15 protein-coding genes and 4 pseudogenes are annotated in these 16,845 nt (G+C 53.8%); 6 read left to right on the top strand and 13 right to left on the bottom strand.

Annotation, left to right across the window (positions count from 1 at the left end; genetic code table 11):
• Nucleotides 1–455: 455 nt before the first annotated feature.
• The 3 genes from C3L37_RS17905 (at nt 456) to C3L37_RS17895 (ending at nt 2,702) form a co-directional block, all read left to right on the top strand.
• Complete coding sequence (locus C3L37_RS17905) at nt 456–887, top strand: hypothetical protein (protein WP_129115954.1); 432 nt, start codon at nt 456–458, stop codon at nt 885–887.
• Nucleotides 888–1,015: 128 nt separating this feature from the next.
• Nucleotides 1,016–1,756 carry a rhodanese-like domain-containing protein gene (locus C3L37_RS25830; RefSeq protein ID WP_129115953.1) on the top strand — a complete coding sequence of 247 codons (741 nt, stop codon included), beginning with the start codon at nt 1,016–1,018 and terminating at the stop codon, nt 1,754–1,756.
• Between the two features lie 703 nt (nt 1,757–2,459).
• Entirely contained in the window at nt 2,460–2,702 is a 243-nt protein-coding gene (locus C3L37_RS17895; protein WP_129115952.1) for a hypothetical protein, read from the top strand.
• A gap of 38 nt (nt 2,703–2,740) precedes the next feature.
• Here C3L37_RS17895 and C3L37_RS17890 read toward each other — a convergent pair.
• Nucleotides 2,741–3,160 (bottom strand): annotated as a pseudogene (locus C3L37_RS17890) (zinc ribbon domain-containing protein); the annotation flags it as partial.
• Nucleotides 3,161–3,788: 628 nt separating this feature from the next.
• Nucleotides 3,789–4,589 (bottom strand): hypothetical protein, encoded by an 801-nt coding sequence (locus C3L37_RS17885; protein WP_129115951.1) that lies wholly within the window; start codon nt 4,587–4,589, stop codon nt 3,789–3,791.
• 115 nt (nt 4,590–4,704) lie between these two features.
• On the opposite strand from C3L37_RS17885, the gene C3L37_RS17880 reads away from it, so the two are divergent.
• Entirely contained in the window at nt 4,705–5,193 is a 489-nt protein-coding gene (locus C3L37_RS17880) for an ArsR family transcriptional regulator (RefSeq protein ID WP_129115950.1), read from the top strand.
• 65 nt (nt 5,194–5,258) lie between these two features.
• Here the strand turns inward: C3L37_RS17880 and C3L37_RS25825 are convergent.
• The 6 genes and pseudogenes from C3L37_RS25825 to C3L37_RS26015 all read right to left on the bottom strand — a co-directional run.
• Nucleotides 5,259–5,563: pseudogene (locus tag C3L37_RS25825) on the bottom strand (hypothetical protein); the annotation flags it as partial.
• Nucleotides 5,555–6,144: pseudogene (locus C3L37_RS25020) on the bottom strand (RNA-guided endonuclease TnpB family protein); the annotation flags it as partial. The pseudogenes C3L37_RS25020 and C3L37_RS25825, both read right to left, overlap by 9 nt.
• A 19-nt stretch (nt 6,145–6,163) precedes the next feature.
• Nucleotides 6,164–6,445 carry a hypothetical protein gene (locus C3L37_RS17870; RefSeq protein WP_129115949.1) on the bottom strand — a complete coding sequence of 94 codons (282 nt, stop codon included), beginning with the start codon at nt 6,443–6,445 and terminating at the stop codon, nt 6,164–6,166.
• A 2-nt stretch (nt 6,446–6,447) separates the two neighbouring features.
• Nucleotides 6,448–7,620, bottom strand: coding sequence for an RNA-guided endonuclease InsQ/TnpB family protein (locus C3L37_RS17865; protein WP_129115948.1), 1,173 nt, complete (start codon nt 7,618–7,620; stop codon nt 6,448–6,450).
• A 1-nt stretch (nt 7,621) separates the two neighbouring features.
• Nucleotides 7,622–8,011 carry an IS200/IS605 family transposase gene (gene tnpA, locus C3L37_RS17860; protein ID WP_129115947.1) on the bottom strand — a complete coding sequence of 130 codons (390 nt, stop codon included), beginning with the start codon at nt 8,009–8,011 and terminating at the stop codon, nt 7,622–7,624.
• A 59-nt stretch (nt 8,012–8,070) separates the two neighbouring features.
• A pseudogene (locus C3L37_RS26015) lies at nt 8,071–8,307 on the bottom strand (hypothetical protein); the annotation flags it as partial.
• 218 nt (nt 8,308–8,525) lie between these two features.
• Between C3L37_RS26015 and C3L37_RS17855 the strand changes: the two are divergent.
• Entirely contained in the window at nt 8,526–9,476 is a 951-nt protein-coding gene (locus tag C3L37_RS17855) for a DMT family transporter (protein WP_129115946.1), read from the top strand.
• A 175-nt stretch (nt 9,477–9,651) separates the two neighbouring features.
• Here the strand turns inward: C3L37_RS17855 and C3L37_RS17850 are convergent, their stop codons facing one another.
• From C3L37_RS17850 to C3L37_RS17830, 5 genes are all read right to left on the bottom strand, one after another.
• Entirely contained in the window at nt 9,652–10,191 is a 540-nt protein-coding gene (locus tag C3L37_RS17850; protein ID WP_228546326.1) for a hypothetical protein, read from the bottom strand.
• The gene (locus C3L37_RS17845; protein ID WP_129115945.1) at nt 10,181–11,875 is read right to left on the bottom strand and encodes a sodium/proline symporter; all 1,695 of its coding nucleotides are present in this window, start codon (nt 11,873–11,875) and stop codon (nt 10,181–10,183) included. Before C3L37_RS17845 ends, C3L37_RS17850 begins: the two co-directional genes overlap by 11 nt.
• A 326-nt stretch (nt 11,876–12,201) precedes the next feature.
• On the bottom strand, nt 12,202–13,308 hold the full coding sequence (gene pdhA, locus C3L37_RS17840) for a pyruvate dehydrogenase (acetyl-transferring) E1 component subunit alpha (RefSeq protein ID WP_129115944.1): 1,107 nt from the start codon (nt 13,306–13,308) through the stop codon (nt 12,202–12,204).
• Nucleotides 13,309–13,447: 139 nt separating this feature from the next.
• Entirely contained in the window at nt 13,448–14,521 is a 1,074-nt protein-coding gene (locus C3L37_RS17835) for a Leu/Phe/Val dehydrogenase (RefSeq protein WP_164974797.1), read from the bottom strand.
• Nucleotides 14,522–14,611: 90 nt separating this feature from the next.
• Entirely contained in the window at nt 14,612–15,619 is a 1,008-nt protein-coding gene (locus tag C3L37_RS17830; RefSeq protein ID WP_129115942.1) for an agmatinase family protein, read from the bottom strand.
• A gap of 131 nt (nt 15,620–15,750) precedes the next feature.
• On the opposite strand from C3L37_RS17830, the gene C3L37_RS17825 reads away from it, so the two are divergent.
• Nucleotides 15,751–16,572 (top strand): SDR family NAD(P)-dependent oxidoreductase, encoded by an 822-nt coding sequence (locus C3L37_RS17825; RefSeq protein WP_129115941.1) that lies wholly within the window; start codon nt 15,751–15,753, stop codon nt 16,570–16,572.
• The last annotated feature ends 273 nt before the right edge of the window (nt 16,573–16,845 follow it).

The raw sequence follows: 16,845 nt of genomic DNA, 5'->3' as shown, positions 1-16,845 counted from the left end.
TGCTGACCAGTTCCTTGCTCTGTATCCGATAGGAGTTCGTGAATATGTGCGTGAACGGTGGTGTCGAAGCGATGTTTACCTGAATTGAGGCGCTAAGGCCCCTTCCTCAACGAGCGAGCGGAGCGAGCGAGTAGGGAGGGGAGACAGCGTTCACCCGCCACGGCTATACTCACAAGACCGAGAGCGACGAATAATCCACCGAAAAATGTCTTTTTCACGATATCTCCCCTGTTCAGTTCAATTCGGTGATCGATCATAAACGGCCTAGAAACGTAGTTTTTCCTCGGCAGCGTCGTACACGAGGAATGGGTACGGCGGTGTCAAACCCGACGACCACTTCGTTCTCATGGGAAACCATAACGTCTATTATGAGATTATGAGAATGGGCGCGAGAAAAGTGTATTGAAGGTCCTAGGAGAGATTCTTCACTGTCCGATAACAAAGAGGCAGGTGAGATGCTTCGCAAGGCCCTCACCATGGTCGCCATCGTCGAAACGCTTTCACCAGAAAGACTCATCGAGATCGCTGAGCGGCTTGCTCTCGATAACCCCGCGGACTGCGAACTACAGCCGTGGGTCGTGCCCGGCGCGCGATTTGAGGGGCTTCTGTTCCTCGTTCTTATGTGGCGTAGCGACACCTCTTACTCGACGTTCAAGAAATTCCTCGGGGTCATTGGACTCCTCGCGCTGCTGCACCCGCGTACCTACGTCGATTACGGGGCTGAGCTAGCCTACGTTGACGCGGCGAACTGCGAATGGAAGCAATGGGTCTATCCCGGCACTCGTCTCGTGGGCGTCCTGTACGTCATCATTGCACTCCGTGAGTTGCGGCGAGAGCAAACTACCCCCGTCCTCAGCGAGGCCGCAAGGCCGAGCAGGGCGGAGTAGTTTATTGAACAATATTATATGAATATAGATCTAGGTCTGTGTGACGGTGTTAGCTTAGCGAGAAAGACTCATGGAGAAAACGTTAGATATCCCACAGTTTTTTTACTCATTATAGAAAATAACCACCGATGAACCGCCGTACATTTCTTACCACATTCGGAGGAATAACCATTCTTTCGGGATGTGCAATGCGACCTCCTAATAACCAATCCACAGTACCGAATAACACTTCCTCGGAAATGGAGGAGAGTGCCACTATCCAAGTGGATGGAACTAACGTTCCACTCGTTCCGCTCTCGACGGCGATCAAATGGTACCGCAGCAATTCAGCACATTTTGTCGATGCACGAAGCTACCTCGAATACCAACGATCACACATCAAAGGTGCAGTATTGAGCCCTGCTCCCGATGGCCAACCTCGAAATGACCCCGTAGTGAGATGGGCCCGCTCGGCGAAAATTGTCACCTATTGTGGTTGTCCACATCACCTTTCCTCGCTCAGGGCCGCCACACTCATCGACCAACGCTTTCAGCAAGTATTTGCCCTCGATGAGGGATTTTGGGCGTGGATGGATTCAGGATATCCAGTGGAAGGAACAGATGTCACCACGAATCCTAATCCTAGCATAATTCAAGGGATTGTTCCACCGAGATTTGCAGGCAATACCGTGTGGGCGCGACACGATTCTTCCGGCCAACGAGAAGCAACAGCAGTTACAAAGGATGGATTATACGAACTCGAACTTCGATTCACGAATGTGGGGGCCACATCATTGATTTACATTGAGACTCCCGCATACACCCTCATAGCCCCCCTCAGTCGCCTTACGAAAGGAACTATCAAGAAGAATGGGACGATAGATATATAAAATATTCAGTATTTTAGCTTTGCAATCTGGTAGCCTTGCTAATGACGGGAATTCCTGTGCGCGACGACTCAATCGGGTTCTTCCTCTCAATATCGACCGCGTGTACGACAAAGAAACGGTTTTAAGACCAGATAGAGAAACAAGTGCCCACTTGAAATACCTCCACATTTTGTGACCTTCTCTACGCCTGTGAGGGCGTGGCATCCCACCATAGGATAGCGGCCAGTGGCCTTCGAGGGTTCAACCCGCACTCTAACAGGAACCGGCGACATCTCGGAAGACTGTCTCTTCCGACGAGTCCGTGAGAGCGAAGCTCTCGCGAGACACCGGGGGAACCTCTCGGTTTGACTCCCATGATAGGGCTATGGCCCGGTCACTCAGGCCCCGTCTCCAGCCGAGTCATCGGCATGCGTGTGCTCTCTGGCATGACTCTCTTCGCTGGAGTACCACACACAAACCGGACGTACAGACGCCTAAACGGACCACCGTGGGATATCCCGCCCGGCACCCGACGGCGGTTGTTGTGCCTACCGTTCGACCCGCGCCTGAAGACGCGGGTATGCACTACAAATTTGTATCAAAAGGCCATAGCCGCACTTATTTTGGATACCTATCACATATGAACATCTATTCTCATCATGCCTGGATTATGTCGTGATATCTTGGGTGGGATTTATTTTTTTATATTTCGTACGTACGTCTAATGAGTGAGCATCGAGCAACAGAGGTTGCAACGACAGCAATTCTGCTTGCAAACGATACTGGTGAATTTCGACTCCCTGAGTTAAAAGAACGACTTGAAATAAGTGATGAGATACCATCAGATAGTACTCTCCGGCTTGTACTCCGCCAGCTTGAAGAAAGTGGGTGGCTGGAACGTACTCATCCAGAAGGGCGGATCTGGTATAGAGGCGATAAGCTGGCTCAATTTCAAAATGCCAGGTGAAAATACCTGTAACCGATCAACCAGCTTTTAGCTGTCAACTACCCCACCCTCAAAGCGCCTTCGGCGCTTAGGGTGGGCTTGTCCGTGAACTCGGCCTCGAACCCGTCAGGATGAGCGGTGAATCCGCTCTTCGGCTTCAACGTTCCAGACTTTAGGGCGAGCTGACAGTCGCCCGTCCGCCGAGACGACCGTTGGCCTCGACGGACGTACCGCATACCGATGTTCTTCGCCGCATTGTAATCCGCGTTCGCTCCCGACCCACACTTTACGCACCGGAAGTCATTACGCGACGGGTGATTCTCGTCTGCCGTGAATCCACACTCGGAACACCGCTTCGACGTGTACGCCGATCCGACTTGCTTCACCGAGATTCCGACCGATTCGGCTTTGTACTCGACGTATTCGTAGAGTGTTCGGAACGCCCACTTGTGCCCCCACGACGCGCCTTTCGAACGACGACAAGAAGCGTGCATCGGGTGGTGTGACCGAGTGTCGAATCGGGAGGAGTGGGTCACTCCGACCCGCCCAGCGAGGGAAACGCCTGCGGAGACTGGGACCGCTACGCCCGTCCGTGCGACGGGTGCACGTCCTGTCGCAGACACAGGTAGCCCCGACCGCACCGAAGGCGCGTCGCGCCGGAGGAGGTCGGGGTAGTTCACATGATTGCAGGGCGAGGAAGCCCACGACTGTAGTCGTGGGAGGAATCGCCCGTCTTTGGTCGCAAACGCCGGAATCGGAAGGCTTAGGCCCCCTACCGGTGTATCTCTGGCACTCCTCGGTGGCCAAAACGGACTCCGAGGAGGGGCCTCCGTAGGCAGGCCCTGAACTCGGGGACTGTGACCGCGAACGGGTTCGACTCCCGTCCCCATCTTGGGGTAGAGCGTGAGAACACCGGGAATTAAAGCCGGGTGTGTCGGCTTCGGACGTAGACCACGGGACGGAAACCCACGCAGGAATCCCTCCGTGTGCCCGTCCTGCGCCGTGAACCGCGCCCATGAGTGACCGAGTCGTGCGCCGAAACCTTCGGGGGAAAGCCCATGACTGTAGTCGTGGGTAGCTTACTTGGTAGTCTCGCGGTTTGGCTGTTCATGGCTCGTCACTCGCTTCCCACTTCGGGCGTGGTGTCGGCGACGGGAGGTCAGCAACTTCAGCCCGGAGTTCCTCCTCCGTTGTCCATGGAAAGCACCGACCGTGTAATTCGAATTTGCGGAACTTGTTGAGCTGGACCCAACTGTAGGTCGCTAGTCCCTCCTCCTCGTCCGCCCGGTCGTCAATAACATCCCAGACCTCGTGTTCGGCGATGTTGATGCCAGTATCCTGTGCGCGGTCAACGAGTGATTCGATCTTCGAGTGAGCCTCATCCTCCGTCAAATCGTCCGTGAACGCAATTTCAAGGGCGGCCTGGATGACGTGGTGTTTCGACTCAAGATTCGCGTCAGTAATCCACGAGTAGTCGCGTGGGAACACGTATGATTTGTCGAAATAGGGTCGGTCATCGATCTCACCCAGTTCCGACGCTTCACCACCGCTTTCTTTCTCGAAGACGCCGACAATGTAGTCGCTGTACGTCGCTAACAAGGAGAACATGATATCGAACGTATTGAGCCGTTCAGTCGGAAGTTCGAGGAGATCACCCATAATGAACGGGTAGGCGCCGAGCTGCTTCGTGAGCTCGTTCTGCACGGCGCGGAGACGACGGATGTAGGGATCACGATAGCTGCCAAGGATGAAGTACGACGTCCGCTGACTCCAGAGATACGGCAGCTCACACTGAGTGAAGCGCCAGATTTCCCGCTTCTCTGCTGGTTCGAGTTCGATGCCCCCGACAGCCTCGTGAACCACCGTCATAATGTCCGCGGCATCTGGCGGTGGACGCGGATCGCTCATTAGCGACCGATTCAAACTACGCTACCTTAGTCCTTCTGAACCACTTTGGTATTTTCTATATTAACCAACTTGGATGACCCTAACTGTTATAGCGTCACCCCCCGTAACGCCACGTATGAGCGAAACCCACACCGGAGCGGCCGATGCGGGGCCATTTGCGGAGCAGCAGCGACTGTTCAAGCTGCTTTCTCAGGATACGCGCCATCTTATCATCCAGGAGCTCCTCGGCCACCCTGCCCACCTCATGTCGCTCGCCGAACTCGAGTACATGACTGGAAAGAGTCAGGCTGCAATCAAAGACCAACTTGAGACACTTAGCGAAGCCGGGGTCCTCACACAGTACACGCACGAACCGAGTCGAGAGAAACGGAATCTCCCATCGCAATTCTACGGCTTCACCAAGCGGGGCGTCGAGGTCCTCCACGACTACAAGTATCTGCGCGGGCTCCCAGTCGCCCGCGCCCTCTACGAAAACACTCGTAAAACCGAGAAAATCGAACGCCATGAATCGGCACCACGCCCGGAGCTTCCAGCGGCTGTTGCAGAAGCGCTCGAGTTCGAGGAGCCCGAACGTAACGCCGTTGATGTCGGCACAACCGGGTAGCTCGTCGCTGGGAAAGAACTGTCCTCACCGCCGGAGGGTGAAGGCACGTCGACTGGGTGACCCGTTCAGGACTCCGTCGGCCCGAGTGTCTCCGGTTCGACGTTGATAGAAGTTTCGAGCGCATACCCGCGTCTTCACGCGCGGGAGGGTGTCCACTGGAGACGATATACACTGTTTGTCGGCACCATCTCGGGACGCGTGGGGTCGAGGAGGGAGTAGCCGCTCGTGAACGATTCGACGAGTGCCTCTCGGGTTGGCAGGTCGATGCCAAGTTGGTCGGCGAGGTATACGATGCGCTTAGTTGCGGCGCCGTCGCCGGAGGCTCGAGATACGCTCCAACCGTCGGCCACGAGCAGCCCTGCTCGTTGGCGACGGTATGGATGTACTGCTTTCGCCACGCCTCTTCGCGCTTGCCGAGGCGAAGGAGCGCGCTGTGCGCGGCTTGCGTCCCGCGCTGGTGCATCTCACCTCGCCGTTTCTCGAACTCACGGCACCAGTGGTCGTACTCGTCGCCTTGCCAGAACGTGCCGGTCGAAGCGACCGCGGGGCTGTTGACGCCGAGGTCGATACCGAGGACTGTTTGGTGCTCAGTATCTTCCGAAACCTCGGATTCGTCACTGTCGTACTTCCGGGTCGTGATGTGGAAATAGAACTCGTCGGTCGCCTTGTCGTAGTGCAGTGTACTCGCCCGGAACTCGTAGTCCCCGAGAGGACGTATCGCTCGTAGGGCGTCGGACTATCTGCCGGAAGTTCAAAGTCGCACTCGACACGCCCGTTGACGGTCGAGAGGGACACACGGTCGCGGTAGAACGTCGCGCTTCGTTTGTCGTAGACCGCGCTCTCGGCGGAAAAGTAGGGTCGCGACGTTCGTTCACCGCGTTTCAGCCTCACTACACTGCTCTTGACAGCTTCGACCGCCCGCCGAACCTCTTTCTGCACGAGATTCGCGGTGAACCGCTGGTCGGGAAGACTAGTCACCGGCAGTCAGATTGAACGGAGGCTCCGCGTCTTCGGGCAGCGGTGTCTCGTAGGATTTGCCGTCGGTTATTTCCTCGAACTCGGCTCTGGCCGCCTCGAGTGTCTCGGGGTCGATTATAAGGTCGTGTGCTGCCCCAGCAAGAACCTTCGCGGCATAGACGGCGCCTTTCTTCGCGAAGTTGCCGTTCGATGCAACAACCTGCCAGGAATGGCCGGGCGTTCCAACCGGCCACGTCGCGGCGGTGAACTGCCCAGTTGGGGTGACTTCTCCCACGACTAAAGTCGTGGGCTTCCCTCACTGAGGGTTAGGCCCACGTCGTCTGGGGGGTTCGCAGATTCCATCTCGCCGTTAGTTCCCTTGAGTACGACCTGCGTTTCGGGCTGAGCCACAACAGCCCCCACCGTCGATAGCGGACTCTGAATGTTCTTACCAACGGCTCGTTTTCCGATGTTTGACGCACCATTCTTGTCTGCGTTGTCCTCCAAGCCACAATCGTCACACTCCAACCGTCCCTGCACTTCACGGTTCGTGTTCTGTGACCCACACCGCCAACACGTCACAGACGTATCGAACTCCTCCACAGGGATGCACTCCCGTTCGTCCAGGTGCGACTTGTACGTGAGGATGTTCGCCATTTTCGCGTATGGTATCTTGTGGGTCTTGTCGTTAACGTACCTTCCTTTGTCGTTGACGAAGCGCAACCCAGTCATATCACCGAACACGATGACGGCATTACGTTCACGGGCGCGGGCGACGAGTTCGTTCGCCACTTGATGCAACTCGTGTTCAACCGTCCGAGACTCCTTGTCACCGAGACGCTCGATGACCTGTGCGCCCTGTCGGATTTTTGCCTTCCCAATGGATTTGCGGAGTTGCTTGTAGTGTTCCCGGACTCGACGGACTTCCGCACCGTGAAACTGCGTGTCTCGGCCGGAGAGGAACATACTGACGGCTATCCACTTCGCTCCCATATCGACTGCGAGAACGTCATCGTACTCGTCTGCGACGGCCACAGACCGCTTGCAGACGAGGTGAACGTACCACTCACCGTCTCGGTGGACGAGTTCCGAGTCGCGGATGTACTCGTCATCGAGGAGGTGCGTGTCCTTCTTAGGGACGTGGGCGGGAACCCAAATACTGTCCCCCCGTTCCAGCTCAGGGTTGTAGATGGGGAGTTTGAACCACCACGACGAGAGAACGGTGTCCTCATCGTGTTCGATAGTGATGCAGTCATTGCGGAGGACGACAGGTTGCTTGGTATCCTCGCGTGGGTTTTTGTTTGACCGGACTTTCCCCGCTTGTTGTTTTGTAGCGGAGTAGAGGTTTGCATCGTCGTCACCGTGAACGGCGTCTTGGAACGCGTTATATTCACGTTCGACAAGTCGGGCTTTCCGCTCGGTGAGCGAGTGGAGTTTGACCCGCACCGTCGTGGTGACTTCGCGTTGCATCTTATTGTCCAGTCTGTGCTTCGATGTATTCCTCGATGGTCTGACTCGGAACCTCGCCTGCACTGGAGACGAAGTACGAACGTGTCCATAGCGACGGGAGGCCGAAGTCAAACTCATCACGGAGGTTCCGCGAGGTGTAGCCCTTGACCTGTTGGATGATTTTGTTCGGAGAGAGTTTCGGATTGCTCGTGATGAACAAGTGTACGTGGTCGGGCTGGATTGCCAGTCGGAGTATTTCAAGACCGAGTTCGTCAGCCTTCTCCTCGATGAGTTGTTCGAGGCGTTTAGCAACCTCGTCTGTCAGCACCGATTTGCGGTACTTCGGACACCAGATGAAGTGGTAGTGGAGGTTGTGTACCGACGTTCGTTCTCGGCTATACCCGCGTGGCATGGTTTTAGATAGATACTGTTCACTATTAGATGTTGCGACTCCATCAACCATAGGCCGTGCTATTGAGGATGGATTACGTCCGTGTTGTCGGATTCATCCCACGACTGAAGTCGTGGGCTTTCTTCTCGAATCTCTGTAACCCATGAACCGAAAGCCGTTGCTTCGTAGGAGGCGTTATACTTCATCACCCATCGTCGACTCTCAAAATTCTCTAGAATTCGACCGAGTGTCGCCTGTGAAGTCCCAGTCTTTGCCTGCAATTCGCGGCGATTGTGTGGCTCTCGCGTAAGCAGTTTGAGTACATGAACTCAGTTATCCGACCGAGGGAGGTACTCAATCTCATCAAGCGACTGTTCCATACGGAAACAACGCCGCGCCTTATTATAAGGGATCGTACCTCGAGTGGTCGCCCATGAAAATGTTTCACCATCCTTGAAAAATTCCAAGAATATTCTATATTCGAGCGACGAAAAGTAGGTGCTATGGTAGAGACTGAACAACAAGAGAGAAGCCAATGAGCACTCCGGTTTTCGGCCATCGGTATCGCAACGCTTTCTTATTCATCGTCTTGGCTGGCGTATGGGGTGGTACGTATCCTGCGGTCAAGGTTGGGCTCGAAGACTTCCCACCGATCCTCTACGCAGCGTTCAGACTCGACCTTGCTGCGGTGTTGTTGCTCCTATATGCCGCTAATTCGTTCACCTACTGGCTACCACGCAGCGGTCGTGATTGGCTTGCGGTGTTCTCAGGAGGTGTCCTCACACTTGCAGGATACAGCGTGCTTTTAAATATCGGACAACGAACAGTTCCCAGTGCAATAGCAGCAGTTCTCGCTGGGTTGATTCCGCTATTAACAATTGGGTTTGCCAAGGCGTTACTCCCTGAGGAAGACTTCGGCATAACCGAGCTACTCGGCGTTATCCTGGGGTTTGTCGGGTTAGTGGTCATTACACGGCCTGACCCGTCGAACTTGCTAACAACGGATACGCTTGGTCAGTTGACGTTGGTATTGGCTGCAGCTTCATTCGCACTTGGTGGTGTGTTGACCCAATGGGCGAACGCTGAGATGCCGTTTTCTCCACGGACTGCGTGGGCGATGTTGGTGGGGGCGATATTCACTCACGTCGCCAGTTACGTGAGTGCAAATGAATCAATCCAGCACGTTCAGATCTCTACTCAGGGAGTTCTTGCGCTCATTTACCTCGGCGTGTTCGTGAGCGCAATCGGCTATTTGATTTACTTCGATCTGCTACCCCGGCTCGGGTCTGTCGAACTGAACCTTGTCACGTATGGAACCGCGATGTTCGGGACTATCTTTAGTTGGTTCCTGTTCGGCGATCAAATTACAATAGCCACGGTTTCTGGGTTTTGTCTTATCATGTTTGGATTCGTGTTGCTAAAGCGGGAAGAGTTCTACGAAGAGTGCACTAAAGTTCTCGGAGATGTTCGAACTGAGTCGCGGTAAGATTCGTATTGGCATCAGTAAATACCGTGTAACCGACATATGCCGTTCACTCTCACTAGTGGTTGGACAATAGAATTTCAACAAAGCCGATATAGTGGGGTGAGTCTCCAAACAACACTCCCTACTCTATGAAAAAGATTAGAATCTAGTGTCTCAAATAACTCACACCTGAATACTAATCTTGGAATGGTTCCTCATCGCCTTGGACACTGTCGATAATGACATCACTGTCTCCACGCGTCACCAACCAGAAGAGCTTGTAGAGGTCTGCGGTCTGCTCGAACGAGATTTCTGGCGGCGCATTAATAGAGTACTTTCGAAGGGTCCATCGAAAAACTGCCTTCCGCGCTCGTTTGTCACATACCCCGGGTGAAAGCTCTGATGGCAGCACAAGAACGTCTTCCAATGTGCGCTGCTCGACACTTGGAAAGACGTCGGCGCGGACGGCAAGGCGACGGGAACGGTCAATGCTGACGATATAATTTAGTTCGCGATCCGGAACGATCGGTCGGTCGATCACCGCGCGAGCATCATAGACACGATAGGGGTATGCAACCACGCCGACGCGGCCTTCCGCCTCTACCGCGTCGCGTTCGAGAGAGGGAGGAATGACCGATAGTTCGACACGGTCACGGGTTGTTGCAACAACGCTCCGCTGTGCGGTATCCCTGTCGGCGATTACTCCGTCCTTCTCAGCTGCCAGCTCAGTCGACATTTTGATTCTCCGTATTCCAATACCCGCTTGCTTCAACGTGCGCGCGGATATTGTCGCATTCAGTAACACTCTTCGGAGCGAGATCGGCCCCTCCGTCCGTCATTGGTGTTGTCGTGTCGCCCTCTGAGATAACTCTCGACAGTGGTTTTTCGAAGATCGCGAAGTGCTCGTCGACGTTCTTCGGAGGCTCAGTCAGCTTTGAGACGATAATCAGTACTGACGCAGAAAGAATGAAAGCTGGGAACAATCCGTAGACCGTTAGGAAGTGGTACATAAGGGTTCCCTCTGCGGGCATCGCCCCGCCAAGGATCTGCGACCATTGTGTCCAAACAATCATCGTTACGGCCCCAGTGACCATGCTCGCCACTGCACCTTGACGGGTCAGCCCCCGCCACCAGAGCGTCGAGATTAGCAGTGGCCCCAACGCGGCCCCAAGACCGCCCCACGCATAGTCTAGAACTGCGGTATAGACCGGTGTTCCACGAGCAGCGATCGCAAGACCAACGCTCGCCACCCCAATAGCGATCGTCGCAATCCGTGAATACCGTACGAGCTGTTCATCCGTTGGATCGACGTCCAGAAGGCCATTATAGACGTCTTCGACGACCGCACTCGAGGCAACGAGCAGCTGAGAGTCAGCGCTTGACATCATCGCTGCGAGCGCTGCTGCGAGTACAATACCTGCGATTGGTCCCGGTAACAACTCAAGGGTAAGCTGTGGCATCACGTTGTCGGGGTTACTGATCGCATCTTGGCCGAATACAGCAATGGCGTAGAGCCCAACGAACACCGCCCCGAAGTAGGAGATGAACATGAATACTTGGGCAACAACAGCTGCCTTCCGAATGTTTTGGACGCGATCGATCCCCATGAACCGGACCATTATGTGTGGGTTACCAGGCCACCCGAGTCCGATTGCGGCGTAGCTTATGATCCCGAACAGCGCTGCAACGCCGGTGGTTCCCGCTGTGATGCTTGTAAAGCTCGAATCAGCGGCGGCGAGTTCTGGGAATGGTGAGCCGTAGGTGGCGAAGGCGGCAACCGGCAGGATTGCGAACGCGATTAGTATGATGCCGCCTTGGAAGAAGTCACTCCAAGCGACCGCAAAGTATCCTCCAAGCATCGTGTATCCAAGGACAATTGCACCACCGACAAGGACGCCGACGAGGTCGTTGACGCCGAGTAATACCTGTAGGAGCACTCCTGCAGCGAGGATCTGAGCCCCCACATAACCACCCTCAAAGATGATTAAGACGATCGACGAAATCAGCTTCACTTGTCCTGAATCGTCTTCTAGGCGGTTTTCAAAGAACGTTGGGAGTGTTACTGACTTAACAATTTCTGTGTACTTACGGAGGCGTTTTGCGATTCCTGCCCACGAAAGGAGATCTGCTGGGATACTTCCAAGGGCGTTGAGCGCACCCATGATCCCGACACCATATGCATCGGCCGGAACGCCGAGGGTGAGCCAGCCGCTCATTTCGGAAGCTCGCTCGGAGAAGCCAGTGACGACTGGGCCGACACGGCGGCCGCCAATGACGAAGTCTCCGACGTTCTCCATCAGTTTCGAGGCATAGATACCGAGTCCAATCAAGATGAGAAGATAGATGACAACCGTTACGAGAATCCACACTCCGGCCCCACCGGCGATTCCACCTGTTTGAAGACTGATCTGGGGGTCCATACTCATGACTCTGCTTCTGATTCACGGCTTTCTCGAGTGTAATACTGATCGCGGAGCCTACGCTCGCGCTTTCCTTCCCAGACGTAGTATACTACGAGTCCAATTATGTAGATGGTGAACGGTGCGAAGAGGCCGATCATATCCATCGTTCCAAGTCCTTGTACCATGGTACTGCCCTGTTATGAGTTGACTCTTCACAATCACCATAATTATGCTTTTCGGGAAGTACTTATATACTATCTGATATACTAGTTACCGTTTTGGTATACCGTGACTGTCTTGACTCCCTATTCTTAGATATGATATTTTATCAAATAATCCACGATCTAAATATCGTTAATTAGATCATCTCCATACTCGTCGTGAAGTTTCATGAGGTTGCTCTGTTGTTTGGAGAGCGCGTTTGGTTGGGACTCAAAGACATAGTCAAAAATCTCCTCAGGTGTCGGTTCAATTGATTCGGCAATTTCGACAGCAGTTTCGACTTGGTCTTCGATATTGGTTTCAATAGCATTGACAATCTCATCATTAAGTCGACCGGTGTCTCGGAGAAACGTTTCAAAGCGTGAGATCGGGTCGAGTTTTTTCCATTGCTCGACCTCTTCTTCGTCCCGATAAACTGTGGGGTCATCCGACGTATTGTGAGCGGCAATACGGTAGAGGAGAGCTTCGACGAGCGTCGGTCGTCGGTCATCGGTATCGGCGTTCCTGGCCCGTTCAACAGCGTTTCGAGTGACCTCATAGACCGCGAGCGGATCTGTTCCATCAACTCGTACCCCCTCGAAGCCGTAGGCGGTGGCCTTCTGAGCAATCGTCTGACTCGCCGTCTGTTTCTCTAGGGGGGTCGAAATTGCCCATTGGTTGTTCAGGCAAAAGAAAATGGTCGGTGTGTCGAAGACGCCGGCAAAATTCAGTCCCTCATGAAAATCACCTTCGCTTGTTGCCCCGTCGCCAAAGTAACAGAGGAACACCTTACTCTCGCCTTTCAACTTTGAAGCCCACGACAACCCTGTTGCATGAGGCACATGGCCACCGATTGTGATACAAATAGGGAAGATGTTCACATCTGGGGCGACTTTGTTCCCCTGCTCATTCCCCATATAATACATTAGAATATTAGACATATCGATGCCGTGTGAAATAGTCGCGGCGTGATCTCGGTAGTATGGAACGATCCAGTCGTCGTCGTTAAGGGCGAACTCGCTCCCAATGAGCGCTCCTTCGTGTCCTCTCACAGTTGAAAATGTTCCCATCCGACCCTGCCGCTGGAGGCTTATCCCACGCTCATCGAACCGCCGAACTTGGCGCATCCGATAATACATTTCGACAAATTCGTCGTCAGTAAGGGAGGGAATCGTTACTCCCTCTAGCGGCCTTCCGTTTTCATCGAGAAGTCTATAATACTCGTCCCACTGCTTCTCTCGAGCACTCATGAATGCATCTAGCTTACAAGCCCACGACCGATATAAAGTGTACTGCTAACAGATAACATATTCGTGCGAGAATACACTGACTCCAAAGAAGGCTACCTGAAGGATCCAAACTACTGTCACCTCGTTCTCCGACCTGGCGTCACCACTGCGGCGTCCTGATCGTCTGAACGTTGTCTCGCATATTTCCAATCGCCTCAATTCGGTGTTCTGCCATCTCATTAGCTAGTTCATATGTTGGACGGTCTTTTTGTCTCGATTGCTTACCGATCGTCAGCATTCGGTCGTAAATTCCGTCTATCATCGCCGTCGCCCGATCGAAATTGTACCCGCCCTTTCGGAGCAGATCGGTATCATCGATTGTACGGCCAGAGTTAGCGAGATAGTCAGGAGCATAGAGGATTCCTGCTTCGTGTAGCATGCTTCCGTGTTTTTCCTCATCATCCAGTTGATTATTCGCTGCACCACAAACGATGTCACAATTGAGCCGGGGAATCGTGTCATCGTTGATCACGAATCCGAGTGCTGACGGGGCGAATACATCACAGTCGACGTCAAAAATCCGATCTGGATCGACCGATCTGACGCCATACTCATCCTCAGCTCTATCGACGGCCTCATTATTTGGATCGGCGATAGTCACATCTGCCTTACGCTCATTCAGATAATGAAGCATGCTGTAGCCCATCTCGCCAATGCCCTGAATAGCAACGTGAACCCCCGAGAGATCGCTTTCACCGTAGACAAGTTCGCAGCACGCTTCCATCGCCCGGATTACCCCGAGACCGCCGCCATGGTAGTTCGGCGGATGATCAAATTGCTCAGGGAGGCCGATGACGTAGTCCGTCTCCATGTTGATCCAGCGAAGTTCTCGATCGCCTGTCCCGATATCACCGCCAGTAACGAATCGCCCGTTGAAACTATCTACGATTCTTCCATACGAGCGGTATAACTCTTCAGAGCAGTGCTCGTTATCATCGATCCAGATCACAGCTTTGGCACCTCCCATGTTAATCCCGGAGATAGCGTACTTGTAGGTCATTGCCCAAGAAAGACGAAGTACGTCAATGATCGCTTCCTCTTCGGATTCAAAGGAAAACCTCCTCGTTCCGCCGGCTGCAGGCCCGAGTGTTGTATCGTGAATGCCGACGAATCCCTTTAACCCGGTATTGTCGTCTCTGAATGCCTTGAGTTCTTTATGCCCTGACTCTGCCATCAGTTCACAAATATCATGCATAGACAAGGAGTTATAGAGGTGGTAAGAAATATCTACCGCTGCTAGCTAATCCACCAGGCTTGCCCGGCGTTACCCTTGGATGGCCTTGCGTGCTCCGAGGAACTGCGTTAGGACCGCCGCACCGATCATCGAAGTTATATCGTTTGTGTCGAGCGGCGGTGCGACTTCCATAAGGTCTGCTCCTTTCACGAGTGGATGTCGACCGAGCTGATAGACCAATTCCAGCAGTTGATAGTTCAACAACCCGCCTGGGCTTGGCGCGCAGGTACCTGGCGCTGTACCGCTGTCCAAGACGTCGATGTCGACTGAGAGAAATACTGCTTCTGTTCCATCCGTCGCTGCATCGAGCGCCCGTTCGACCGCAGGGTCCACCCCGCTGCGATGGATTTCACGGGCGGTGATGATTTCACTGCCATTTTCAACCAACCAGTTGACATAATACTGTGAATTGTGCCACCCAGAAAGCCCGAGTTCGACGAAATTTTCGTGATTAAGCTGTCCAGACTCGTCCTCCAGTAGACGCCGAAAGGGGGTCCCCGAGGAGAGTTCGTCCCCATGGGAATGACGGACGTCGTGGTGTGCATCAACGTTAATAACACCGACCTGTCCATCGGTTGCGTTCATGAGTGCCTTCACTGTCGGGTAGCTAAGCGAGTGGTCACCCCCGACGCTAACGGGAAAAATCCCTTTTTTACTGAGATCCGTAAGGACGGTTTCGACACGATCGTGGGTCTCAAGCACATCAGTGTGTGTGACCTTGACATCCCCAAAATCGACGATATCGAGCCCCTCGCTAATGTCTATATCTAGTTCAGGATTATAACATGTCCCGTGAGTTAATTTTTCTCGGACACCATTGGGTCCGTATCGTGATCCGCGTGCACCAGCGACACACGCAGTGTCAAACGGAATTCCGACAATACCTACATCTGCGGTGTCTGCTTCCCGGAAATCAGTCACGATTTCCCCCACGTTGACATCATACCCGTCTTCAATACCAATTTCATACTCACCGTACGGCGAGAGGAGGTTGCGACTTCGTTCGGACAATTCCAGCCCAGTTTCTCTGTTAGACATTCTCACGGTAAGTCTTTTGAGGTAGCCTGATAGAGATTTCGGCTGCGGTGACTATCTCATTGTTCTTGATTGAATCGCCGCTCAATCGGTCTAACAGTAAAGTTAAGTCGTGCTATGTCTACTCAAGGCATATGTCCGGGAACCTAAAAGATCAGACGGCGATTGTTACAGGATCTAGTGGTGGTATCGGCCGAAGCATTGCGGAACAGTTTGCTGCGGAAGGTGCAAACGTTGTTACGAACTCCCGATCTGTGTCACGTGCTGAGAAGGCAGCTGCAGCGATCGAAGAGGTAGGGGGAACGGCCCTTCCGGTCGAGGCTGATGTCAGCTCCAAGAGCGACGTTGAACGACTTGTTGAGGAGACAGTAACGGAATTTGGCCAACTTGATATCATGGTGAACAATGCAGGTATCAGCCACATCGCTTCAGCAATGGAGATGACCGAAGAACAGTGGCGGCAAGTCATCAACGTCAATCTCACAGGCGTCTTCTTCGGCTGTCAGGTCGCTGGCGAACAAATGATTAAGCAGGGCAGGGGTGGTCAAATTCTCAATATTTCTAGCATCTTCGGTAGCATCGGAGTACAAGGACGTGCACCGTACAACGCTTCAAAAGGCGGAGTAAACAACCTCACCCGCTGTCTCGCGATCGAGCTAGCTGAACACGACATTCATGTCAATGCGCTAGCACCAGGCTTTATCAAAACTGCACTTGACGAGCAGACCCGCGAAGAACGAGATGACCACAGGACTGATCGTGACGTCTCCTGGCCACGATACGGGTATGAGGACGAAGATATCCATAATCGGACGCCACTTGGACGGTTTGGCACGCTTGAAGAAATGGCCAACTGTGCGACCTTCATCGCGGCAGGCGATCACTATATGACTGGCGAGGTGCTCCACGCTGACGGTGGTTGGCTTGCATTTGGTTGGGGAAGTAAGGATCGGTGACTTCTCCCACGACTAAAGTCGTGGGCTTTCTTCTCGAATTTCTGTAAGGATCGGTGAAGTGAGGGCGGGGTGTTCCCGCACCGACAGTGTACCCTGCACCCCCATGCATGGACGCGGCCCGGCTTCCTGCATCCGGGTGGACGACAGGTCGGCGTGGTTGCTGCGACCTGCCTACCGGACCCACCCGGAAGTTGTCCCGCCGATTTCATTCCCGGTGTTCTCACGCTCTACCCCAAGATGGGGACGGAGAGGCCAGTGGCATCACGTTCGCGG

It is taken from the genome of Halegenticoccus tardaugens (assembly GCF_004116405.1).
In the GTDB taxonomy this organism is placed as follows: domain Archaea; phylum Halobacteriota; class Halobacteria; order Halobacteriales; family Haloferacaceae; genus Halegenticoccus; species Halegenticoccus tardaugens.
This window is presented reverse-complemented; position numbering and strand designations above follow the sequence as displayed.